We start from the raw sequence: 21,960 nt of genomic DNA on the forward strand, positions 1-21,960 counted from the left end.
AGCTGGCCCGCGGTGCGGCTCGTGCCGGCCGCGCCGGCGTCGTCCTGAACTCGTTGCCAGGATCCGCGGTGCCGCACGACCAGGCGCCGAAGCGCACGCGGGACAGTGGATCCCGAGACGAGCTCAGGACGACCGGAGTGGATCGTTCAGGAACAACGCTCGCTCAGTTGGGCGACTGCCCCGGCCCCTCCGCCGCCGACACCGATCCCCGCGCCGGCGGCGCGTCCGAGCGCGCCACCGCGAGCGCGCGATCGTACCAGTCCGACAGGTCGCGCTTCATCGCCACCAGCGCCTCGGGGTTGAGATAGGCCATGTGCCCGGACGGATAATAAGTGAAGCGCAGGTTCCCGCGCTGGCTCGGCTCGAGCATCATGTGGCCGAGGTCGTTCTCGGTGCCGAAGAAGGGCGTCGCCATGTCGTACCAGCCATTCATCGACAGCACCTGGAGGTAGGGGTTGGCGCGCATGGCCGCGGCGAGGTCGATCGCGGTGTTGGGATTGTTCTGCGGCCCGGCCCCGCGCAGCGGCGACTCATGCTTCCAGTTCCACGTCCAGCCCGCCGCGTCGCGCGCCGAGAGGCGGTAGGGCATGTCGGTCTTGTAGCCGAGCTGGTGGGTCACATAGTCGGTGAAGGTGGCGATGAACGCGCCCGAGATCGCGTCGGAGGACACGTCGGTCTCGGGGCGCTCGCCCGCGGCGTCACTGTCGGTGCCGATATAGCGCGAATCGAAGCGGCCGACGGTCTGGCGCGTGCCGCGCAGCAGCTCCTTCTGGAAACGCGGCAGGTCGATCCGCAGGTTGGCCCGACGGATGAACTCGGGCGAGAGCCCGATCAGCTCGCTCATCCGCTGCGCCACCTGATCTCGCTCGGCGTTCGAGATGTTCTGCCCCTTGGCCAGTGCCGACATGTACGGCCCGACCGCGAAGTCGCGCGCCTGCTGGACGATCGTGGCGACGTCGGCGGGTCGGTTCGCCAGGCGGTTGTGGTACCAGGCGGTGGCGGCGTAGCTCGGCAGGTAGTTGAGGTACACCTGGTCGAGGCCAGGCTGGCGATAGCCGTAGTTCATGATCGAGCTGAGCAGCACGACACCGTTGAGCGCCATGCCGCGATCCTGCAGCTGATAGGCCAGCGCGCCCGAGCGCAGCGTGCCGTAGCTCTCGCCGAAGATGAACTTGGGCGAGTTCCACCGCCCGTACTTGGTGGCGTAGCGCAGGATCGCCTTGGCGAAGGCGTCGGCGTCCTCGTCGACGCCGTAGAAGGCACCTGGCTTCATGTCGCCGAGCGGGCGCGAATATCCCGCGCCGACCGCGTCGAGGAAGACCATGTCGGTCTTGTCGAGCAGGGTATAGGGGTTGGGGCCGAAGTCATAGGGCGCCGGCCGGATGAACTCGGGGTTGCCGGTCTGCAGCCGCACCGGCGCGAACGAGCCCATGTGGAGCCAGAAGGTCGGGCTGCCGGGCCCGCCGTTGTAGAAGAAGGTGATCGGCCGCTTCGTGCCCGGCTTGGTCCCGTCGAGCGTATAGGCGGTGTAGAACATCGAGGCGGTCGGCTTGCCCTCGAGGTCGCGCAGCGTCAGCGTGCCCGCGGTGGCGGTGTAGCCGAGCCGCTTGCCGCCGACCGTCACCGCGCCCTTCGACCGCTCCTCACGCTCCTCGACCGGCGCGTTGGCATAGGCGTTCTCGACCGCGGCGTTCTGTGCCTCGGCGTTGGTCTTGGCCGGCTGCTTGGACGGGGCGGCATCCTTCTCCTGCGCCGCGGCAGGCAGAGCGGCGGCGGCGAGCAGGGCGGCGGCGAGACCGAGGCGCATGATATTCCCCCAACTTTTTACGTGAGTGTCGCTGTCTAATCGGCGCGGGCCGGCGGGGGCAAGGTGGCGGATCAGGATGATCGGCGCGGGCCGGCTCACGGGCGCGCTGATTCGAGCCTGGTCGTGCAGGTTCTCCCGCGCACGCGGTGGTCGAGCCGATGGTGAGTGACGATAGCCTGCTCGGCGTGACCCTGGGGTTCCCGCGTCCGCGGGAACACGAGGGGCGGCAGATTCGCCCTCCTCAGTCGTCCTCGTCCTCGAACCCCGACAGCGCCAGCGCGCGCGCGCGGATCTGGCGCGTCATGCACCAGTGGACCAAGGCTTCCTCGCGGCCGTGCGTCACCCATACCTCCTTGGGCGCGATCTCGGTGAGCGTCGCGGTCAGCTCGTCCCAGTCGGCGTGGTCGGAGAGGATCAGCGGCAGCTCGACGTTCTTCTGCCGCGCCCGCTGACGCACCCGCATCCAGCCGCTCGCCATCGCGGTGATCGGGTCGGGCAGGCGGCGCGCCCAGCGGTCGTTGAGCGCGGAGGGCGGGCACATCACGACGTGCCCCGCCAGCTCCGCCTTGGCCGCCCCCGTGGCCGCGCGCAGCTCGCCGAGCGGCACGCCGAGCTCCTCGTAGAGGTCACACAGCCGTTGGAGCGCGCCGTGGAGGTAGATCGGCGCCGCATGCCCGCGCGCGCGCAGCTCGGCGATCACCCGCTGTGCCTTGCCGAGCGCATAGGCGCCGACGACGACGCAGCGCTCGGGGTTGGCGTGGAGCCGCTCGATCAACTTGTCGATCTCGTCGCCCGTGTCGGGGTGACGGAAGACCGGCAGACCGAAGGTCGCCTCGGTGACGAAGACGTCGCACGCCACCGGCTCGAACGCCGCGCAGGTCGGGTCGGCGCGGCGCTTGTAATCGCCCGAGACCACGACCCGCTCGCCGCGATGGTCGAGCACGATCTGCGCCGAGCCGAGCACATGGCCCGCGGGGACGAAGCCCACCTCAACCTCGCCGAGCCGGATCGTCTCGCCGTAGCCGACCGGGCGCCCGGTCTGCTCGCCGTAGCGCGCCGCCATGATCGCGAGCGTCTCGGGCGTGGCCCAGACCTCGCCGTGGCCGCCGCGCGCGTGGTCGGCGTGACCGTGCGTGACGAGCGCGCGCGGCTCGGGCGTGGAGGGATCGATCCAGGCGTCGGCCGGGCGCACGTAGATGCCGTTGGGGTGCGGCTCGAGCCAGTCGCCGAGCGTCGGTGCGCGGGTCGCCATGGCGGAACAACCGCGGCGGCGGATCGAAGTTCATCGCGGGGACGTTGGCGGGGGCAAGAAACAGCGGACGGAGAGTGACATGGCGGGTGATGGCCTGTGGAGCTTCGTGGTGATCGCCGGGCCGATCATCCTGGTGGCGGCGTTGCTGTTCGCGATCCTGCGCAACCGCCGCAGCCGCCACGAGGAGGCGCGGACCGAGGACGCCACGCGCGCGCTGTACAAGGAACAGTCGGCCGAGGATCGCGCGCGCACGCCGTGACTCGGGCGATAGCGGCAAGCGGTAGGAGCGAGCCGCCCCAGCACCTTGCCCCACCCCGGCGCGTCGCTACATCTCACGGACCTTGGCCGCGCTCCCCTCGCTCCTCTCCGACTGGTTCGCGCGCCGCGGCTGGCAGCCGCGCCGTCACCAGATCGACATGCTCGACGAGGCGCGCGCCGGCCGCCACGCGCTGCTGATCGCCGCGACCGGCGCCGGTAAAACGCTCGCCGGCTTCCTGCCCACGCTCGCCGAGTTGATCGAGACGCCGACCGAGGGCCTGCACACGCTCTACGTCTCGCCGCTCAAGGCGCTGGCGGTCGACATCCAGCGCAACCTCGTCACCCCGATCGACGAAATGGGTGCCGACATCCGCGTCGAGACCCGCACCGGCGACACGCCGTCGGACCGCAAGGCGCGCCAGCGGGCGCGCCCGCCGCAGATCCTGCTGACCACGCCCGAGTCGCTGTCGCTGCTGCTGAGCTATCCCGACAGCTTCACCATGTTCGCGGGGCTGCGCACGATCGTGGTCGACGAGGTCCACGCCTTCGCCACCGGCAAGCGCGGCGACCTGTTATCCTTGTGCATGGCGCGGTTGCAGACGATCGCGCCGGCGTGCCGCCGCGTCGCGCTCTCCGCCACGGTCGCCGACCCCGACGGCTATCGCGCCTGGCTCGCCCCCGACGGCGACATCGACCAGGTCGCGCTGGTCGAGGGCGAGCCCGGCCCCGATCCCGACATCGCCATCCTGCTGCCCGAGGACCGCGTCCCCTGGGCGGGCCACTCCGGCCGCTACGCCGCCGAGCAGGTGATGGCGGAGATCGAGACGCACAAGACCTCGATCGTGTTCTGCAACACCCGCAGCCTCGCCGAGCTGATCTTCCAGGACCTGTGGAAGGCCAACGCGATGCAGCTGCCGATCGGGATCCACCACGGCAGCCTCGAGAAGGAGGCGCGGCGCAAGGTGGAGGGCGCGATGGCGGCGGGCCGGCTGCGCGCGCTGGTGGCGACCGCCAGCCTCGACCTCGGCGTCGACTGGGGCGACGTCGACTGCGTGATCCAGATGGGCGCGCCCAAGGGCTCGTCGCGGCTGCTGCAGCGGATCGGGCGCAGCAACCACCGCCTCGACGTGCCGAGCGAGGCGATCGTCGTGCCCGGCAACCGCTTCGAGTATCTCGAGGCACGCGCCGCGCTCGATGCCGTGGAGGCGGGCGAGCTCGACGCCGACGTCTTCCGCATGGGCGCGCTCGACGTCCTGGCGCAGCACCTGATGGCGTGCGCCTGCGCCGCGCCGTTCCACCAGGGGACGATGCTGGCCGAGGTGCGCTCGGCGCTGCCCTATTCCGCGCTGAGCGACGAGCTGTTCGAGCGCGTGCTCGGCTTCATCCGCGACGGCGGTTACTCGCTCAAGGCCTATGACCGGTTCAAGCGGCTGACGCAGGACGCCGACGGGACGTGGCGCGTCAGCCACCCGCGCTTCGTCGCGCAGCATCGGCTCAACGCCGGGATCATCGTCGAGGCGACGATGCTGAAGGTCCGCTTCCGCAACGGTCGCGCGCTCGGAAAGGTGGAGGAGGGGTTCGCCGCGACGCTGAGCCACGGCGACACCTTCTTCTTCGCCGGATTGAGCCTCGAGGTCGAGAAGATCGACACCGAGGACCTGATCGTCCGCGCCACCAGCCGCCCGGCGCGGATCCCGACCTACGGCGGCAGCCGGATGCCGCTCTCGACCAATCTCGCCTCGCGCGTGCGCCGCTTTCTCGCCGAGCCCGGCGAGTGGCACCGCTTCCCCGCCGACGTGCGCGACTGGCTCGAGATCCAGTCGCGCCGCTCGACCCTGCCCGCGCCCGAGCAGCTGCTGGTCGAGACCTTCCCGCGCGAAGGGCGCCACTACATGGTCGCCTACAGCTTCGAGGGCTGGAACGCGCACCAGTCGCTCGGCATGCTGGTGACCAAGCGGATGGAGACGCTGGGGCTCAAGCCGCTCGGCTTCGTCGCCAACGATTACGCGATCGCCTGCTACGGGCTGGAGCGCGTGACCGATCCGGCGGCTCTGTTCTCGGCCGACATCCTCGAGCATGAGTTCGTCGAGTGGGTCGAGCGCTCGCACCTGCTCAAGCGCGCGTTCCGCGAGGTGGCGGTGATCGGCGGCCTGGTCGAGCGCCAGCACCCCGGCAAGCGCAAGACCGGGCGGCAGGTCACCTTCTCGACCGACCTGATCTACGACGTGCTGCGCCAGTACGAGCCCGGCCACGTGCTGCTCCAGGCGGCCTGGGCCGACGCGCGCGCACGGATGACCGACGTCGGACGGCTCGCCGACCTGCTCGACCGCGCCGCGGACACGATGGTCCACGTCGACCTGCCGCGGGTCACGCCGCTCGCGGTGCCGGTGCTGACGCTAATCGGGCGGGAGAAAGTGGCGACGGGCAGCGCCGACGACTCGCTGCTGATCGAGGCCGAGGCGCTGGCGGCGGAGGCGATGCGGGTGGATTGAGGGGGCGGAAGAGGCCCTGGCGATCCTCCCCGCTCGCGGGGAGGATCTCGCTCACACCGCGTTGCCGTCGGTGTCGCGCAGCACCTCGCGGCGACCGACGTGGTCCGGCCGGCTCACGACGCCTTCCTTCTCCATCCGCTCGATCAGCCGCGCCGCCGAGTTGTAGCCGATGCGCAGCTGGCGCTGGAGCCACGAGGTCGACGCCTTCTGGCTGCCGCACACGATCGCGACCGCGGCGCGATACTGCTGGTCCTCGGCCGAATCCTCGCCGGTCGGCGCGCCCTCCAGCGCGAAGCTCTCCGCCGGCTCCTCGGTGACCGACTCGATGTAGTCGGGCTGGCCCTGCGCGCGCCAGTGATCGGTCACCGCGCGCACCTCGTCGTCGCTGACGAACGGGCCGTGGACGCGGACGATGCCCTTGCCACCGGGCATGTAGAGCATGTCGCCGCGCCCGAGCAGCTGCTCCGCCCCCTGCTCGCCCAGGATCGTGCGCGAGTCGATCTTGCTGGTGACGTGGAAGGAGATGCGCGTCGGCAGGTTGGCCTTGATCACGCCGGTGATGACGTCGACCGAGGGGCGCTGAGTCGCCATGATCAGGTGGATGCCCGCCGCGCGCGCCTTCTGCGCCAACCGCTGGATCAGGAACTCGACCTCCTTGCCCGCGGTCATCATCAGGTCGGCGAGCTCGTCGACGATGACGACGATCTGCGGCAGCACGTCATAGTCGAGCTGCTCCTCCTCGTAGACCGGCTGACCGTTCTCGCCGTAGCCGGTCTGCACGCGGCGGCCGAGCGGCGCACCCTTGGCCCGCGCCGCGCGCACCTTCTCGTTGAACGAGGCGAGGCTGCGGACACCCACCGAGGACATCTGGCGATAGCGGTCCTCCATCGTCTCGACCGCCCATTTGAGCGCGCGCACCGCCTTCGCCGGATCGGTGACCACGGGCGAGAGCAGGTGCGGGATGTCGTCGTACATGCTCAGCTCGAGCATCTTCGGATCGATCATGATCATGCGGCACTGGTCCGGCGTCAGCCGGTACAGCAGCGACAGGATCATGCCGTTGAGGCCGACCGACTTGCCCGACCCGGTCGTGCCCGCGACCAGCAGGTGCGGCATCGGCGCGAGATCGGCGATGACGGGATCGCCCGCGATGTTCTTGCCGAGGATCACGGGGAGCTGGGCGGACTGGTCCTCGAACGCCTGGCTCGCCACCAGCTCGTGCAGCGAGACCATCTCGCGCTTGGTGTTGGGCAGCTCGATGCCGATCACGGTGCGCCCCGGGATGGTCGCGACGCGCGCCGAGATCGCCGACATGTTGCGCGCGATGTCGTCGGCGAGCGAGATCACGCGAGTCGCCTTGATCCCCGGCGCGGGCTCGAGCTCGTACATCGTCACCACCGGCCCGGGGCGGACCTCGGTGATGTTGCCCTTCACGTTGAAGTCGTCGAGCACGGTCTCGAGCAGCCGCGCGTTGCGCTCCAGCGCGGCCTTGTCGACCGGATTGTTCTGGTTGGCCGGCGCGGGGGTGAGCAGGTCGAGGCCGGGCAACGTGTAGCTGTCGCGCAGATCGAGCCGCTGCTGCGGCTTGGGCGCGGCCGCGGAGGGGGCCAGCGTGCGCTCGCTGATGACCGGGGCGGGGCGGTCGCTGGGCTCCGCCACCGCGCGCGGCGCCGGGCGGCGCGCGAGCGCGGGCGCCGCGGCGGTATCGAACGGGGCGTCCGCCTCATCGAACGCCTCGTCCGGCTCGCCGCGCGCGCGACGCAGCCCGCCGCGCGGCGCGAGCCGGGCGAAGTCGATCTCGAGGCTACGGCCCCACAGGAAGGCGCCGCCGACGCCGCTCACCACGCCGAGCGCGACCACGCCCCACCAGCGTACTTGCGCGTCGCCGACCAGCCCGAGCGCCCAGCGCGTCGCCGCGACGATCCCGAGCCCGACCGCACCGCCCCAGCCGAACGGCAGCGCCGGCACCGCGCCCGGCGCGGCGCAGCCGAGCGCGACCGCCATCAGTGCCACCGCCAGCGCGGTACCGCGCAGCATCCGCGGCCAATCGCCCGCCGGCTGCTCGCGCCACAGCCGCGCCGCCACCAGCGGCGGGATCGGCAGCAGCAGCGCCACCGCGGGTCCGAACAGGGTCAGCGCGAGATCGGCGAACCACGCGCCCGGCGCGCCCAGCAGGTTGCCCACGTCACCGCCCGCGGCGGTGTTGAAGGCGGCGTCGCTCGGGCGATAGCTGGCGAGCGCGAGCGCCATCGCCAGCGTCAGCGCGACCAGCGCCACCGCGACGATCAGCGCGCCGCTGCGCAGCGCCCCCGCCTTCACCGTCTCGCGCCACAGCGGCGCGTCGGCCCTGCTCGCCATGCTCTCGTCCCCACCGATGTCCGATATGCCCGCCACGCATTGTCCGCCGCCGGCGAGTCCGCGTCAAGAGAGCGCCCTTCCACGCCCGCGCGCGACCCTGTAGGGCGTAGGCCATGGACCACGCAGACGTGCTCATCCTCGGCGGCGGGCTGGTCGGCAGCGCGCTCGCGGTCGCGCTCGACCGCCACGGCCTCTCCGCCATCGTCGTCGACCCCGCCGATCCCGCGGTGATGCTCGCCGCGGGCTTCGACGGGCGCGCCTCGGCGGTGGCGAGCGCGAGCCACCGCATGCTCGACGCGATCGGCGTGGGCGAGGCGCTGCGCGGCCGGGGCTGCCCGATCCGCCACATCCGTGTGAGCGACGGGCTCGCGCCGGGCAAGCTCGACTTCGTCCCCGCCGCCGACGACGCCGCGCTCGGCACGATGTACGAGAACCGGCTGCTGCGCCGCGCCCTGTACGACGCGGTCTCCGCCGCGCCGCTGGTCGACCTGCGCATGGGCACGCGCGCGACGGCGGTGGAGCGCGGCGCGGACGGCGTGCGCGCGACGCTGTCGGACGGGCGCACCGTCGCCGCCGACCTGCTCGTCGCCGCCGAGGGGCGCCAGTCGCCGACGCGCGAGGCGGCGGGGATCGCGGTGGCGCGCTGGCAGTACCACCATGCCGCGATCGTCGGCGCGTTCCACCATGAGCGCAGCCACGAGAACGTCGCCTACGAGATTTTCTACCCCGCCGGGCCCTTCGCGCTGCTGCCGCTGCCCGACGACGAGATCGGGCATCGCTCGGCGATCGTGTGGACGGTCGCGGCGGACCAGGCGGCGGGCATGCTCAAGCTCGGCGGCCGCGGCTTCCTCGCCGAGGCGGAGCGACGCATGGGCGGCTTCCTCGGCGCGCTGTCGCACGCCAGCCCGCGCGCGAGCTACCCGCTCGGCTTCCACCATGCCGCGCGCGTGACCGACACGCGCCTAGTGCTGGTCGGCGACGCGGCGCACGGCATCCACCCGATCGCGGGGCAGGGGGTCAACCTCGGCTATCGCGACGTCGCGGCGCTCGTCGAGGTGCTGGTCGAGGGGCGGCGGCTCGGGCTCGACGCCGGTGACGCGCAGCTGCTGCGCCGCTACGAGGCGTGGCGCGGGCTCGACACCTTCATGGTGGCGGCGGCGACCGACACGCTGACGCGGCTGTTCGGCATCCCGGGCAAGACGGCGAGCGCGGTGCGGCGCCTCGGCATCAGCGCGGTCGACCGCATCCCGCCGCTCAAGCAGCGCTTCATGAGCGAGGCGCGTGGCGAGAGCGGCGACCTGCCCAAGCTGCTGATGGGCGCGACGGTGTGAGGCACCCCTGAGAATCGAAGACTAGGGTTACCCGTCGCGGCGGGACCGCTCCCGGCCGAGCCGGGTGACAAGGCCCGGGCAGGCGCTCCGGTGGCCGCTCGCTCGATCTTTCAGAACTGATGCCCGGTCCGGTCGCGCTTGGTGGCGAGATAGCGCGCGTTGTGCGGGTTCGCCGGCAGCGCGTGCGGCACTCGCTCCACCACCGTCACCCCCGCGGCCTCCAGCCCCGCGACCTTCGCCGGGTTGTTGGTGAGCAGCCGCACGCGCTCCTGTCCGAGCAGCACCAGCATCCGAGCCGCCACGCCGAAGTCGCGCGCGTCCACCGCGAAGCCGAGCCGCGTGTTGGCGTCGACGGTGTCATAGCCCTGGTCCTGCAGCGCATAGGCACGCAGCTTGTTGACCAGCCCGATGCCGCGCCCCTCCTGCCGCAGGTAGAGCAGGATGCCCCAGCCGGCGTCGCGGATGCGATGGATCGCGGCGTCGAGCTGCGGGCCGCAGTCGCACTTGAGGCTGCCGAGCACGTCGCCGGTCAGGCACTCGCTGTGCAGCCGCACCAGCGGCGGCGCGCCGGTCGGCTGGCCGATCAGCAGCGCGACATGCTCGTCGGCGCTCTCCGGCGAGCGGAAGGCGACGATCTCGGCGTCCTCCGCCTGCGCCACCGGCAGCCGCGCGCGCACCGCGATCGTGAGCCGGGTCGCATCCTCGTGCGCGTCGATCGCGGCAACGTCGATCGCCACGGCGGGCTCGGCCGCGCCGGTGAAGAAGGCGGGGAGCAGCCCGGCGACCCGCGCCAGCCGCAGCGCCGCGGCGCCCGCGACCGGGCTCGCCAGCGCGGCGGTACGGAACGGTCCCTTGAGCGGGGTGGCGAGATCGAGCTGCGGGTCCGCCAGCGCGGTGGCGAGCGCCATGTCGAACCACGGCGCCCGCTCGATCAGCACCGGCTGGTCGGGCGCGGCGGCGGCGCGCTGGTTGGTCAGCGTCAGCGTCTCGGCGCGCCCGGCCGAGATCAGCACGGCATAGTCCGCGTCGGGGGCGAAGGCGGCGAGCCGCCCGGCGTCGGCGGTCTCCACCGCCAGCAGCACCAGCGGCGGCTCGTTCGGCGCGCGCAGCGCCACCGGCCAGCCGCGCCGCATCGCGTCGATCGCGCGCGCGGCATCGCGCGGGTCGGCGCCCGCCGCGTTCACCAGGCGAACTCGGTCATGATCGGGACGTGGTCGCTCGGCTTGAGCCAGCTGCGGCACGGCTCGAACACGGTATGCGCCGTGGCGGTGCGAGCGACGTCGGCCGTCGCCCACATATGGTCGAGCCGGCGGCCGCGGTCGTTCTTGGTCCAGTCGGGCGAGCGATAGCTCCACCAGGTGTGGAGCCGCGCCGGCGCGGGATGGAAGTGCCGGCCGAGGTCGACCCAGTCGTTCGACGCGCGCAGCCGCTCGAGCGCCTCGACCTCGACCGGGGTATGGCTCACCACCTTGAGCAAGGCCCTGTGGCTCCACACGTCGCTCGGCAGCGGCGCGATGTTGAAGTCACCGGTGAGGATGGTCGGCACGTCGAGCGTCTCGGACCAGCGCGTCATCCGCTCGACGAAGTCGAGCTTCTGCCCGAACTTGGCGTTGACCTCGCGGTCGGGCACGTCGCCGCCGGCGGGGACGTAGACATTCTCCAGCCGCACGCCGCCGGGCAGCCGCACGCCGAGGTGCCGCGCCTCGCGGTTGGCCTGCCAGTCGAGCCGCTCGTCCGCCTCGATCGGCACGCGGCTGATGATCGCGACGCCGTGGTGCATGCGCTGGCCGTTGAGCAGGACGTGATCGTAGCCGAGCGCGCGAAATCCGGCGACGGGGAAGTCCGCGTCGATCACCTTGGTCTCCTGCAGGCACAGGATGTCGGGGGCGGCCTCGCGCAGGAAGCGCTCGACGATGTCGAGGCGGAAGCGGACCGAGTTGATGTTCCAGGAGACGATCTTCACGTCGCGCGACATAGGCGGTCGATCGCGTCGCGCAAACACCCGCCGCAGCGAAACGCGAAAGGCCCCCGCTCCGGGGGCATGGAGCGAGGGCCGACACAGCGTTCATCACGCACATGGGGGAGAAGGGCTCAGGGCAACAGGGGGAAAATCCCCGAGGCGTCCGCCCCCATGACCCTCTTGTAGGACAGAGAAGCTGTCACTCAGATGAACGGATTGTAGAAAATGTCAGCCGCTGCGGCCCTGGCGGCGCGGGTCGGTCCAGCGGAAGGCGGCGTCGCTGACCGGCGCGTTGAACTTCTGCCCGCTCAGACGGATCGTGGTGCGGTTACCCTGGCTGTCGAGCGCCACCCATCCTTGCAGCATCAGCCCGGCCGGCGCCGCCGAGACGCGCGCGAACACCATCGTGATCCGCCCGAACTCGGGATGTTTCGGGTCGTTCGCCTCCACCGATAGCACGTCGGGGTTGGGCGAGGGGACCAGCTTGGCGTAGCGCGAGATGTCGCGGCTGGGATCGATCAGCACGCCCAGCGGCGAGTTGCCGATCGGCCAACGCTGCACCTGCTTCACGGAATAGTCGATGAAGGTGAACGCCTTGCCGTCGCTCACGATGAGCAGCGGCACGCCCTTCTGGTACTGGAAGCGGATCTTGCCCGGCTTCTTGAGCGTGAGCACGCCGGTCAGCACGCGACCGTCGCGGTCGGTCTGGCTGAAGTTCGCGGTCATCGTCTCGGCGGCGGCGAGGAAGCGCTGGACTGCCGCGAGATCGTTGCCCTGCGCCGTGGCCGGGGCGGCGACCGCCGCGATCGCCGCCAGCGGCACGAAGAAAGTACGCATCGTCACTCCGTTATCAGGCCAGCACGAGACTGCCGCGGCGGCGTTGAACGCGCCGTGAACCCGGCGCGATCCGCTCAACCGAGCAGCGAGGCGAGCCCGGGCGTATTCTCGGCACCGACCCAGCCTTCATGGATCATCTTGCCCGCGACGAAGAGGATCACGGCGAGCCCGACATAGGCGATCCAGCGGTAGCGATCGATGATCCGCGCGATGAAGTTCGCGGCGAGCCCCATCAGCGCGACCGACAGCAGCAGGCCGACGACGAGGATACCGGGATGCTCGCGCGCCGCGCCCGCCACCGCGAGCACGTTGTCGAGACTCATCGACACGTCGGCCACCGCGACCGCCCAGGCGGCGCCGACGAAGCTGCGCGCGGGCGCGACGGCGGCGTCGCCGTTGCCCTCGGCGTCAGGCTGGTGGCCGCCGGCACGGATCTCGCGCCAGAACTTCCAGCTCACCCACAGCAGCAGCAGGCCGCCGGCGAAGATCAGCCCGACGATCCCCATCAGCCAGGTGACGATCAGCGCGAAGAAGATGCGCAGCACCAGCGCGGCGCCGATGCCGATCAGGATCACCTTCTTGCGCTGATCCGAGGGCAGGCCGGCGGCGAGCGCACCGACCACGATCGCATTGTCGCCCGCCAGCACCAGGTCGATCATCAGCACCGAGCCGAACGCGGCGAGCGCGGCGGGATCGCCCAGGTTCGAGAAGTCCGCGACGATATGCTGCCAGATGTCGCCGAGCGAGCCGGGTCCCTGGGGCGCGGCGGCCGCCCCCGCGGCGGCCAGCATGGCGATCAGGCTCACGACGTCACTCCCCTGAAGATACGAGCGGGCGGCACATCGAACCAACGCACCGCCCGCGAAAAGTTACCGCCTGCTAACCAGAGCGAGCTTTCACCCGCCTGTCACGCCCGCTCCCGAAAACCGCGGGCGTGGGTGCGGCTCACTGGTTCATCGAGTCGAAGAAATCGTCGTTCGTCTTCGAATCCTTCATCTTTCCGAGCAGGAACTCCATCGCGTCGACGGTGCCCATCTGCATCAGGATGCGACGCAGCACCCACATCTTGCTGAGCTTGTCCTTCTCAACCAGCAGCTCCTCCTTGCGCGTGCCGGACTTGCCGACGTCGATCGCGGGGAAGATGCGCTTGTCGGCGACCTTGCGGTCCAGCACGATCTCGGCGTTGCCGGTGCCCTTGAACTCCTCGAAGATCACCTCGTCCATGCGGCTGCCGGTGTCGATCAGCGAGGTCGAGATGATGGTGAGGCTGCCGCCCTCCTCGATGTTGCGCGCCGCGCCGAAGAAGCGCTTGGGGCGCTGCAGCGCGTTGGCGTCGACGCCGCCGGTCAGCACCTTGCCCGACGAGGGCACCACGGTGTTGTAGGCGCGGCCGAGGCGCGTGATGTTGTCGAGCAGGATCACCACGTCCTTCTTGTGCTCGACCAGGCGCTTGGCCTTCTCGATCACCATCTCGGCGACCTGCACGTGGCGGGTCGCCGGCTCGTCGAAGGTGGACGAGACCACCTCGCCGTTGACCGTGCGCGACATGTCGGTGACTTCCTCGGGGCGCTCGTCGATGAGCAGCACCAGCAGGAACACCTCGGGATGGTTGTGGCTGATCGCGCGCGCGATGTTCTGCATCATGATCGTCTTGCCGACGCGCGGCGGGGCGACGATGAGGCAGCGCTGTCCCTTGCCGATCGGCACGACCACGTCGAGCACGCGGCCCGACCGGTCTTTGATCGTCGGGTCCTCGATCTCCATCTTGAGTCGCTCGTCGGGGTAGAGCGGCGTGAGATTGTCGAAGTTGACGCGGTGGCGGACGCGGTCCGGATCCTCGAAATTGACCTGGGTGATCTTCACCAGCGCGAAATAGCGCTCACCGTCCTTGGGCCCGCGGATCTCGCCCTCCACTGTGTCGCCGGTGCGCAGGCCGTGCTTCCGCACCTGGTTGGGGCTCACGTAGATGTCGTCCGGCCCGGCGAGGTAGTTGGCCTGCGCCGAGCGGAGGAAGCCGAAGCCGTCGGGCAGCACCTCGATCGTGCCCTCGCCCATGATCTGCTCGCCGTTCTCGGCCTGGACCTTGAGGATGGCGAACATCAGATCCTGCTTGCGCAGCGTCGACGCGCCCTCGACCCCGAGCTCCTCGGCGAGCTGCACGAGGTCGGCCGGGGCCTTCTTCTTCAAATCCTTGAGATGCATGTAGACGTGTCCGATGTGCTCGGGAGTGGGGGAAAGCTCGGCCGGCGAATACGCTCGAGATACGAAGCTGTAGAGGAGGCGGGAGACCGGGACCGGTCACGCCGTGACCGCGAGGTAAGAGTCGGCCGCGGCTTAGTCAAGCCGGCGCGCGCGGCTCAGAACGGCTTCACGATCACCAGGATGACGATCAGCACCGCGGCGATCGCGGGCACCTCGTTGACCAGCCGCAGCGCGCGGTTGGAGAGCGTGGCGCGACCCGCGGCGAGCTTGCGCGCATAGCCCACCGCCCAGCCGTGATAGCCCGACAGCAGCACGACCAGCGCGATCTTGGCGTGGAGCCAGCCCAGCCCCGGCGTGCCGTCGGCGATGCCGGCGTTGAGCGCGAGCGCGATGCCGAGGATCCACACCAGGATCATCGCGGGCGTGAGGATGATCGCGCGCAGCTTGCCCTCGCGCTCGACCCAGCGCGCCGCCTCGGCCGGATCGGCGAGGCCCTCCTGGTGATAGACGAGATAGCGCGGCAGCATGAACATGCCCGCCATCCAGAAGATCACGAAGATGAGGTGCGCCGCCTTCACCCAATCGTAGGTCGCGCCGAGGAAACCCGCCATGTTCATGCTAGGACCTTACGCGCCGCGGACGCGCGCGACCAGATGCTCGACGTGCGCCACCGGCGTGTGCTGGCCGATGCCGTGGCCCAGGTTGAAGACGTGCGGTCGCTCGGGGAAGGCGGCGAGCACGCGGTCGATGCCGCGGTCGAGCGCGGCGCCCCCGACACGGAGCGCGAGCGGGTCGAGGTTGCCCTGTACCGGCAGCCCTGCCGGCAGCACGCGATCGGCCCATTCGGGGTCGACGGTCTCGTCGAGTCCGATCGCGTCGACCGCGGTGCCCGCTGCATAGGCGGGGAGCTTGCCGCCCGCGCCCTTGGGGAAGCCGATGATCGTCGCGTGCGGGCGTCGCGCGCGCAGCGCGTCGACGATCGCGCGGTTGGGCGCGATCACCCATCGCTCGAACTGCTCGGGCGAGAGGCTGCCGGCCCAGCTGTCGAACAGCTGCACCGCCTCGACCCCGGCGTCGAGCTGCGCGGCGAGATAGTCGACCGTCAGCGCGACCACGGCCTCGATGATCGCCGCGAAGGCCGCGGGGTCGCGATAGGCGAACAGCCGCGTCTCCTCCTGGTCGCGGCTGCCCTGGCCGGCGACCATATAGGTCGCCACCGTCCAGGGTGAGCCGGCGAAACCGAGGAAGGTGGTGGCGGGCGACAGCTGCGCGGCGACGCGGCGCACGGTCGCATAGACCGGGTCGAGCCGCGTCGGTGCCGCCTCGAGCGATGCCAGCGCGGCGTCGACCAGCGCGGGCGCGAGCCGCGGCCCCTCGCCGGCGCCGAAGCTGAGCTCCTGCCCGAGCGCCCAGGGCACCATCAGGATGTCGGAGAAGAGGATCGCGCCGTCGAAGCCGAAGCGCCGGATCGGCTGGAGGGTCACCTCCGCCGCCGCCGCGGGATCGGTCGCGAGCGCGAGGAAGCCGCCCTTCTCGGCCCGCAGCGCGCGATACTCGGGCAGATAGCGCCCGGCCTGGCGCATCAGCCACAGTGGCGGGCGTTCCTGCCGCTCCCCGCGCAGCGTGCGCAACAGCGGTTTGGTGGTCTCGATCGGTGGGGTGGGCACGGGTGAGATCGTCCTCGCCCCCTTCAGAGAATAGAATCTCGAAGAAGGTTGTTGATGCGGATGGCGCGTGGGTTGCGGTGGCTTAATCCGCCGTCACCGGAAATGCCAACAGCTTGACCGCGCGAGTCCGACGCGGCGTCAGCGATTCGGTACGCATCGTCCCCGCTATCCACAGGCTGTGGAGGAACATCGCGGCTGCGGACGACATTGTGGATGAAATCGGACTCATCCACCGCGGCGGCGCTCGCTTGGCGGCGCGGTCGAGTTGCGCTAGCGCGCGTCCTCATGTTGTCCACAGTTCGATCCCCAGGCGGCTGAGGATGGTGCGCCTCCACCTCCATCTGCTCTCCGATTCCACCGGCGAGACGCTGGAGAACATCGCCAAGGCGGCGCTGGCGCAATATGACGACGTCGAGACGGTGCGGCACTTCTGGCCGATGGTGCGCACCGAAATGCACCTCGACCGCATCCTCCAGGAGATCGCGCAGAACCCCGGGCTGGTGGTGTTCACGCTGGTCAACCCGGTGACCCGCGCCGCGCTGGAGAACCGCTGCCGCGCGCTCGGGCTGCCGACCGTGGCGCCGCTCGACCCGGTCAACGACGCGCTGTCGATGCTGCTCGGCCAGCAGGCCAAGGCGCGCCCGGGCCGCCAGCACGTGCTCGACGCCGCCTATTTCGCGCGCGTCGACGCGATCCAGTTCACCATCGCGCACGACGACGGGATCGCGCACGAGGACTGGGAGGAGGCCGACATCGTCCTCGCCGGGGTCAGCCGCTCGTCCAAGACGCCGACCTCGATCTATCTCGCCAACCGCGGCTACAAGACCGCCAACATCCCGATCGTGGTGGAGAGCCCGCCGCCCGCCTCGCTGTTCGCGCTCGACTATCCGCTGGTGGTGGGGCTGACGACCAGCGCCGACCGGTTGATCCAGGTGCGCCGCAACCGGCTGCTCTCGCTCAACCAGGCGCCCGAGACCGATTACGTCGACCAGGACGCTGTGGCGCGCGAGATCGCCTTCGCGCGCCGCATCTTCGCCGACAACGGCTGGCCCGTGATCGACGTCACGCGGCGCTCGATCGAGGAGACCGCGGCGGCGATCATCGCTTTGGTCAACGAGCGCCGCGGCACCGCCACCCGCACCACGGACTGACCGACATGCTGATCCTCGCCTCGCAGAGCGCCTCGCGCACCGCCATGCTGTCCGCCGCGGGCGTGTCGTTCACCGCCGAGCCGGCGCACGCCGACGAGGCCGCGCTCAAGGCGGCGATGGCGGGCGCGCGCCCGCGCGACCTCGCCGACGCACTCGCTGAATTGAAGGCGCTCAAGGTCTCGGCGCGCCACCCGGGGGCGCTGGTGCTCGGCTCGGACAGCCTCGCGGTGCTCGACGACGGCAGCGTGCTCGACAAGCCGACGTCGCGCGACGAGGCGCGCGACCATCTCAGCCGCATGTCGGGGCGGCACCACGATCTGGTCAGCGCCGCGGTGATCGCCGAGAATGGCCGGCCGGTGTGGCGCGCGGTCGACGCCGCGCGGATCGTCGTGCGGCGGTTGTCCGACGCGTTCATCGAGACCTACCTCGACGCCGAATGGCCCGCGATCGCTGGTTGTGTCGGCTGCTACCGGATCGAGGGACCGGGCGTGCAGCTCTTCGCCAAGGTCTCGGGCAGCCAGTTCACCGTGCTCGGCATGCCGCTGCTGCCCGTGCTCGACTATCTCCGCACGCGCGAGGTGCTGCCGACGTGACGACCCCCTATGCCGAGGTGATCGGCGACCCGATCGCGCATTCCAAGTCGCCGCTGATCCACCGTTTCTGGCTGGAGGCGCTGGGGATCGCCGGCGACTATCGCGCCGAGCGGGTGGTCGCGGACGAGCTCGGCCACTTCTTCGCGACGCGCGCGCGCGACCCCGATTGGCGCGGCTGCAACGTCACCGTGCCGCACAAGGTCGCGGCGCTCGACCATGTCCCCGATCCCGGCGGGGTGCGCGGCTCGATCGGCGCCGCCAACACGGTGTTCCGCGACGAGTCGGGTGCGCTCGCCGCGACCAACACCGACGCCGCCGGTTTCCTCTCACCGATCGCGGACCTCGACCTCGCCGGCGCGCCGGTGACAGTCGTCGGCGCCGGCGGCGCCGCGCGCGCGGTATTGTTCGCGCTTTCCAAGGTGGGGGCGGGACGGGTGACCCTGCTCAATCGCACCCCGCTCAAGGGCGCCGCCCTGCTCGCCAACTTCGGGCTCAAGGGCGACGCGCTCCCGCTCGAGGCGCGGCTGCGCCCCGACACCGCGCTGCTCGTCAACACCAGCGCGCTCGGCATGGCGGGGCAGCCGCCGCTGACGCTCGATCTCGACCCGCTACCGGACGACGCGATCGTCTATGACATCGTCTACGCCCCGCTGGAGACGCCGCTGCTCGCCGCCGCGCGGGCACGCGGGCTCGACACGGTCGACGGGCTGGAGATGCTGATCGGCCAGGCCGCGCTCGCGTTCGAGCTCTTCTTCGGCGCCGCGCCGCCGCGCGAGCGCGACGACGAACTGCGCGCGCTGCTGCTGGCGTGAGCACGCGATGATCGTGCTCGGGCTCACCGGCTCGATCGGCATGGGCAAGACCACGGTCGCGCGCATGTTCGCGGAGGCGGGCGTGCCCGTGTTCGACGCCGACGCCGTGGTGCACCGGCTGCAGGGGCCCGGCGGCGCCCTGGTCGCGCCGATCGCGGCGCGCTTCCCCGGGACAATCGGCGCGGCGGGGGTCGATCGCGCCGCGCTCGGCGCCGCGGTGCTGGGGGACGAAGTCGCGCTGCGCGACTTGGAGGCGATCGTCCACCCCGCGGTGGCGGCCGAGCGCGCCGCCTTTCTCGCGCGCCACGCCGCCGCGCCGCTGGTGGTGCTCGACGTGCCGCTGCTGTTCGAGACCGGCGGCGACGCCGCGGTCGATCGGGTCGCGGTGGTGTCCGCCGCACCCGCGGTGCAGCGCGAGCGCACGCTGGCGCGACCGGGCATGACCGCGGCCAAGCTCGACTCGATCCTCGCGCGCCAGCTACCCGACGCCGAGAAGCGCGCCCGCGCCGACGCGGTGATCGCCACCGACGTGCCGCTGGCCGAGACTCGCGCGGCGGTGCTGCGCCTGATCGCTTGCGCCAGCGCCGCCGCGGGTCGATAACGCTGCGCATGCGCGAGATCGTCTTCGATACCGAGACCACCGGGCTGAGCTTCGCCGGGGGCGACCGGATGGTGGAGATCGGCTGCGTCGAGCTGGTCAACCGCTGTGAGACCGGGCGCACCTTCCACGCCTACTTCCACCCCGAGCGCGACATGCCCGAGGAGGCGGCGCGCGTGCACGGGCTGCGCATCGACTTTCTCTCGAAGCATCCCGTGTTCGCGCTCGGGGTCGAGGCATTGCTCGAGTTCATCGGCGACGCGCCGCTGATCGCGCACAACGCGGGGTTCGATTTCTCCTTCCTCAACGGCGAGCTCGAGCGCTGCGGCCGTACCGCGGTGTGCCGCTCGCGCATGGTCGACACGCTCCAGCTCGCGCGGACGCGACACCCCGGCGCCAAGCACACGCTCGACGCGCTGTGCAACCGCTACGGCATCGATCGCTCGCACCGGGTGCTGCACGGCGCGCTGCTCGACGCGCAGCTGCTCGCGCAGGTCTATGTCGAGCTGCAGGGCGGGCGGCAGATCGGGCTGGGGCTGGTGAGCGAGCCGATCATGGTGGCCGCCGCCGCGGTCAGCGCCGCGCCGGCGGCGGCGCGCGCGCGCCCGCCGCGGGTCTTTTCGGCGAGCGCGGCGGAACTGGCCGCGCACGCCGCGTTTCTGAAGGGGGTCAAAGAACCCCTGTGGGGGGCCGACGCGTCCGGATGACGCGCTTAGCACCAGCCGGGCAGGGGCTCGACCGGCAACGATGGAGAAGAAACTATGGATATCCGGGTATCAGGTCACCAGGTGGCGATCGGCGACGCGCTGAAGGCCCATGTGCAGGACCGGCTCCAGGGTATCGCTGACAAATATTTCGCGCGCGCCATCTCCGCCGAGACCACCTTCGGCAAGGGCCCGCACGACAACGGCTTCACCTGCGACATCGTCGCGCACGTGACCCGCGGGCTGGTGCTCAAGGGCCGCCACGACGCGCATGACGCGCATCTCTCGTTCGACGGCGCCGCCGAGAAGATCGAGAAGCAGCTGCGTCGCTACGTCCGCCGCTTGAAGGACCGCACGCCCGCGCACGCCGCCGTCGAGGCGGAACAGGATCGCACCGGCTATGACAATGCCGGCTACACGCTCTTCGCCGAGTCGACCGACGAGGAGGAAGCCGGCGACGCGCCGCTGGTGATCGCCGAGACGCGGGTCGACGTGCCCGAGGCGAGCGTGTCCGACGCGGTGATGATGCTCGACCTGCGCAACACCCAGGCGCTGCTGTTCCGCAACGCCGGCACGGGTTCGTACAACATGGTCTATCGCCGCGGCGACGGCACGATCGGATGGGTCGAGCCGCAGCGCGCTGGCTGAGCGTCGCGCGGCCACCTACCTGCATCGATCATGACCACTGATCTGAGCGACCTGCTCGTGCCCGAGCTCGTCGTCGTGGGACTGCCCGCGGCGTCGAAGAAGGCCCTCTTCTCCCAGCTCGGCGCGCTCGCCGCGCCGTGGGTGGGGCTGGACGCGCGCGCGATCGCGGAGGGGCTGGCCGCGCGCGAGAAGGAGGGATCGACCGGCTTCGGCGGCGGCGTCGCGATTCCGCACGCGCGGCTCGCAGGCATGCAGCGGGTCGCGTTGATCGTGGCGCGGCTGGCGCAGCCGCTGGGCTTCGCCGCGGTCGACGACGTCGCGGTCGACGTGGTGGTGGCGATGCTGTCGCCGCCCCACGCGGGCGGCGCGCATCTCAAGGCACTGGCCCGCGTGGCGCGACGCTTCCGCGACCGCACGTTGGTCGCGAAGCTGCGCGGCGCGGGCTCGCCCGACGCGATCTACGCGCTGCTCACCGCGGACGAGACGCGTGACGCCGCCTGAGGGCGCCGCGGCGCATCACCGCGCGCTCGAGTCGCTGTACGCCGCGGCGCCGATCAACCAGCTGTTCGAGTCGCGGCTCGAGATCGCGGAACCCGGGGTGGCGCGAATCCGCTTCCGCGTCGACCGGCGCCATTTCCACGCCGCCGAGGCGGCGCACGGCACCAGCTACTTCAAGATGCTCGACGATGCCGCCTTCTACGCGTGCAACAGCCTGGTGACCGATCGCTTCCTGCTCACCACCCAGTTCAGCCTGCTGCTCACGCGCCCGCTCGGCGAGGGCGAGGTGGTGGCCGAGGGGCGCTGGGTCAGCGGGCAGCGGCGCGTCTTCGTCGCCGAGGCGCGGCTGATCGCGGGCGGCGGCGAGGAGGTGGCGCGCGGCACCGGCACCTTCATGCGCTCGCGGATCGCGCTCGCCGGCCTGCCCGGCTATGCGGCGACGGCGGCGTGAGCGCGCGGCTGCCCACCCATCTCGCGGTCGGCGTGCTGCTCAGGCGAGTCAACGACAGCGGCGGCATGGCTGTGGTGCGTGCCTCGGGCGAGGCGCAGTCGGGCGCGGTGCTGGTGCTGCTGTGCGAGGGCCGCTCGCTGCGCGCGGTGGAGCGGATGCGCGGGATCGACGACCGCGACGTGCTGGTCGCGGCCGGGCCCGGCGACGGCGACTCGGCCGCGGTGGAAGATTACTGGCGTCTGCGACGGCGTCGTGACCCCGACCTGTGGGTGATCGAACTGGACGTCCCGGACGCCGAACGGTTCGTCGCTGAAACGATGCTGGTTGATTGACGCTGTTAA

At 71.1% G+C, this 21,960-nt stretch carries 22 protein-coding genes; 12 read left to right on the top strand and 10 right to left on the bottom strand.

Annotated elements, in window-relative coordinates:
• Positions 1–163: 163 nt before the first annotated feature.
• Positions 164–1,807, bottom strand: coding sequence for a S10 family peptidase (locus tag FHY05_RS12325; protein ID WP_183944692.1), 1,644 nt, complete (start codon positions 1,805–1,807; stop codon positions 164–166).
• Between the two features lie 241 nt (positions 1,808–2,048).
• Positions 2,049–3,059, bottom strand: a complete 1,011-nt coding sequence (locus FHY05_RS12330; RefSeq protein WP_183944693.1) for a ligase-associated DNA damage response exonuclease — start codon at positions 3,057–3,059, stop codon at positions 2,049–2,051.
• Between the two features lie 79 nt (positions 3,060–3,138).
• On the opposite strand from FHY05_RS12330, the gene FHY05_RS12335 reads away from it, so the two are divergent.
• Positions 3,139–3,318, top strand: a complete 180-nt coding sequence (locus FHY05_RS12335; RefSeq protein WP_183944694.1) for a hypothetical protein — start codon at positions 3,139–3,141, stop codon at positions 3,316–3,318.
• An 82-nt stretch (positions 3,319–3,400) separates the two neighbouring features.
• On the top strand, positions 3,401–5,809 hold the full coding sequence (locus FHY05_RS12340; protein ID WP_183944695.1) for a ligase-associated DNA damage response DEXH box helicase: 2,409 nt from the start codon (positions 3,401–3,403) through the stop codon (positions 5,807–5,809).
• Between the two features lie 51 nt (positions 5,810–5,860).
• On the opposite strand, the gene FHY05_RS12345 is transcribed toward FHY05_RS12340, so the two are convergent.
• Positions 5,861–8,167, bottom strand: coding sequence for a DNA translocase FtsK 4TM domain-containing protein (locus tag FHY05_RS12345; protein ID WP_183944696.1), 2,307 nt, complete (start codon positions 8,165–8,167; stop codon positions 5,861–5,863).
• Positions 8,168–8,280: 113 nt separating this feature from the next.
• On the opposite strand from FHY05_RS12345, the gene FHY05_RS12350 reads away from it, so the two are divergent.
• Positions 8,281–9,498 (top strand): UbiH/UbiF/VisC/COQ6 family ubiquinone biosynthesis hydroxylase, encoded by a 1,218-nt coding sequence (locus FHY05_RS12350; RefSeq protein ID WP_183944697.1) that lies wholly within the window; start codon positions 8,281–8,283, stop codon positions 9,496–9,498.
• Between the two features lie 110 nt (positions 9,499–9,608).
• Here FHY05_RS12350 and ribA read toward each other — a convergent pair whose 3' ends face one another.
• The 7 genes from ribA to hemE all read right to left on the bottom strand — a co-directional run bounded on the left by ribA (position 9,609) and on the right by hemE (position 16,164).
• A complete protein-coding gene (gene ribA, locus FHY05_RS12355; protein ID WP_183944923.1) occupies positions 9,609–10,631 on the bottom strand; it encodes a GTP cyclohydrolase II in 1,023 nt (340 codons plus the stop codon).
• A gap of 47 nt (positions 10,632–10,678) precedes the next feature.
• Entirely contained in the window at positions 10,679–11,461 is a 783-nt protein-coding gene (locus tag FHY05_RS12360) for an exodeoxyribonuclease III (protein WP_409321741.1), read from the bottom strand.
• Positions 11,462–11,686: 225 nt separating this feature from the next.
• The gene (locus FHY05_RS12365; protein ID WP_183944699.1) at positions 11,687–12,295 is read right to left on the bottom strand and encodes an outer membrane lipoprotein carrier protein LolA; all 609 of its coding nucleotides are present in this window, start codon (positions 12,293–12,295) and stop codon (positions 11,687–11,689) included.
• A gap of 74 nt (positions 12,296–12,369) precedes the next feature.
• Positions 12,370–13,086, bottom strand: a complete 717-nt coding sequence (locus FHY05_RS12370) for a TerC family protein (protein WP_183944924.1) — start codon at positions 13,084–13,086, stop codon at positions 12,370–12,372.
• A gap of 154 nt (positions 13,087–13,240) precedes the next feature.
• Positions 13,241–14,497, bottom strand: coding sequence for a transcription termination factor Rho (rho, locus tag FHY05_RS12375; RefSeq protein ID WP_183922599.1), 1,257 nt, complete (start codon positions 14,495–14,497; stop codon positions 13,241–13,243).
• A gap of 155 nt (positions 14,498–14,652) precedes the next feature.
• Positions 14,653–15,108, bottom strand: a complete 456-nt coding sequence (locus FHY05_RS12380) for a CopD family protein (protein ID WP_183944925.1) — start codon at positions 15,106–15,108, stop codon at positions 14,653–14,655.
• Between the two features lie 15 nt (positions 15,109–15,123).
• Positions 15,124–16,164, bottom strand: a complete 1,041-nt coding sequence (gene hemE / locus FHY05_RS12385; protein ID WP_183944700.1) for a uroporphyrinogen decarboxylase — start codon at positions 16,162–16,164, stop codon at positions 15,124–15,126.
• 320 nt (positions 16,165–16,484) lie between these two features.
• On the opposite strand from hemE, the gene FHY05_RS12390 reads away from it, so the two are divergent.
• From FHY05_RS12390 to FHY05_RS12430, 9 genes are read left to right on the top strand one after another with little or no spacing between them, the layout of a single operon-like run.
• On the top strand, positions 16,485–17,315 hold the full coding sequence (locus FHY05_RS12390) for a pyruvate, water dikinase regulatory protein (RefSeq protein WP_132908428.1): 831 nt from the start codon (positions 16,485–16,487) through the stop codon (positions 17,313–17,315).
• A 5-nt stretch (positions 17,316–17,320) separates the two neighbouring features.
• Complete coding sequence (locus FHY05_RS12395) at positions 17,321–17,908, top strand: nucleoside triphosphate pyrophosphatase (RefSeq protein WP_183944701.1); 588 nt, start codon at positions 17,321–17,323, stop codon at positions 17,906–17,908.
• On the top strand, positions 17,905–18,720 hold the full coding sequence (locus FHY05_RS12400) for a shikimate dehydrogenase (RefSeq protein WP_183944702.1): 816 nt from the start codon (positions 17,905–17,907) through the stop codon (positions 18,718–18,720). Before FHY05_RS12395 ends, FHY05_RS12400 begins: the two co-directional genes overlap by 4 nt.
• Before the next feature lie 7 nt (positions 18,721–18,727).
• Positions 18,728–19,321: a dephospho-CoA kinase gene (gene coaE, locus FHY05_RS12405; RefSeq protein WP_183944703.1), complete on the top strand. Its 594-nt coding sequence runs from the start codon at positions 18,728–18,730 to the stop codon at positions 19,319–19,321.
• 8 nt (positions 19,322–19,329) lie between these two features.
• Positions 19,330–20,025, top strand: a complete 696-nt coding sequence (gene dnaQ, locus FHY05_RS12410) for a DNA polymerase III subunit epsilon (RefSeq protein WP_183944704.1) — start codon at positions 19,330–19,332, stop codon at positions 20,023–20,025.
• 54 nt (positions 20,026–20,079) lie between these two features.
• Entirely contained in the window at positions 20,080–20,670 is a 591-nt protein-coding gene (hpf, locus tag FHY05_RS12415) for a ribosome hibernation-promoting factor, HPF/YfiA family (protein WP_183944705.1), read from the top strand.
• A gap of 30 nt (positions 20,671–20,700) precedes the next feature.
• The gene (locus FHY05_RS12420) at positions 20,701–21,171 is read left to right on the top strand and encodes a PTS sugar transporter subunit IIA (protein WP_183944706.1); all 471 of its coding nucleotides are present in this window, start codon (positions 20,701–20,703) and stop codon (positions 21,169–21,171) included.
• Positions 21,158–21,619 (top strand): PaaI family thioesterase, encoded by a 462-nt coding sequence (locus FHY05_RS12425; RefSeq protein WP_183944707.1) that lies wholly within the window; start codon positions 21,158–21,160, stop codon positions 21,617–21,619. The genes FHY05_RS12420 and FHY05_RS12425 overlap by 14 nt, the downstream gene beginning before the upstream one ends.
• Complete coding sequence (locus FHY05_RS12430; RefSeq protein WP_183944708.1) at positions 21,616–21,951, top strand: DUF1491 family protein; 336 nt, start codon at positions 21,616–21,618, stop codon at positions 21,949–21,951. Before FHY05_RS12425 ends, FHY05_RS12430 begins: the two co-directional genes overlap by 4 nt.
• The last annotated feature ends 9 nt before the right edge of the window (positions 21,952–21,960 follow it).

It is taken from the genome of Sphingomonas sp. BK580 (assembly GCF_014194975.1).
In the GTDB taxonomy this organism is placed as follows: domain Bacteria; phylum Pseudomonadota; class Alphaproteobacteria; order Sphingomonadales; family Sphingomonadaceae; genus Sphingomonas.

Coding starts and splice junctions, on each gene's coding strand:
- FHY05_RS12395 (WP_183944701.1), top strand. CDS start 17,321: ATGCTGATCCTCGCCTCGCAGAGCGCCTCGCGCACCGCCATGCTGTCC.
- FHY05_RS12390 (WP_132908428.1), top strand. CDS start 16,485: ATGGTGCGCCTCCACCTCCATCTGCTCTCCGATTCCACCGGCGAGACG.
- FHY05_RS12325 (WP_183944692.1), bottom strand. CDS start 1,807: ATGCGCCTCGGTCTCGCCGCCGCCCTGCTCGCCGCCGCCGCTCTGCCT.
- FHY05_RS12365 (WP_183944699.1), bottom strand. CDS start 12,295: ATGCGTACTTTCTTCGTGCCGCTGGCGGCGATCGCGGCGGTCGCCGCC.
- FHY05_RS12335 (WP_183944694.1), top strand. CDS start 3,139: ATGGCGGGTGATGGCCTGTGGAGCTTCGTGGTGATCGCCGGGCCGATC.
- FHY05_RS12350 (WP_183944697.1), top strand. CDS start 8,281: ATGGACCACGCAGACGTGCTCATCCTCGGCGGCGGGCTGGTCGGCAGC.
- FHY05_RS12420 (WP_183944706.1), top strand. CDS start 20,701: ATGACCACTGATCTGAGCGACCTGCTCGTGCCCGAGCTCGTCGTCGTG.
- FHY05_RS12370 (WP_183944924.1), bottom strand. CDS start 13,086: ATGCTGGCCGCCGCGGGGGCGGCCGCCGCGCCCCAGGGACCCGGCTCG.
- FHY05_RS12330 (WP_183944693.1), bottom strand. CDS start 3,059: ATGGCGACCCGCGCACCGACGCTCGGCGACTGGCTCGAGCCGCACCCC.
- dnaQ (WP_183944704.1), top strand. CDS start 19,330: ATGCGCGAGATCGTCTTCGATACCGAGACCACCGGGCTGAGCTTCGCC.
- FHY05_RS12345 (WP_183944696.1), bottom strand. CDS start 8,167: ATGGCGAGCAGGGCCGACGCGCCGCTGTGGCGCGAGACGGTGAAGGCG.
- ribA (WP_183944923.1), bottom strand. CDS start 10,631: ATGCGGCGCGGCTGGCCGGTGGCGCTGCGCGCGCCGAACGAGCCGCCG.
- rho (WP_183922599.1), bottom strand. CDS start 14,497: ATGCATCTCAAGGATTTGAAGAAGAAGGCCCCGGCCGACCTCGTGCAG.
- coaE (WP_183944703.1), top strand. CDS start 18,728: ATGATCGTGCTCGGGCTCACCGGCTCGATCGGCATGGGCAAGACCACG.
- FHY05_RS12380 (WP_183944925.1), bottom strand. CDS start 15,108: ATGGCGGGTTTCCTCGGCGCGACCTACGATTGGGTGAAGGCGGCGCAC.
- hpf (WP_183944705.1), top strand. CDS start 20,080: ATGGATATCCGGGTATCAGGTCACCAGGTGGCGATCGGCGACGCGCTG.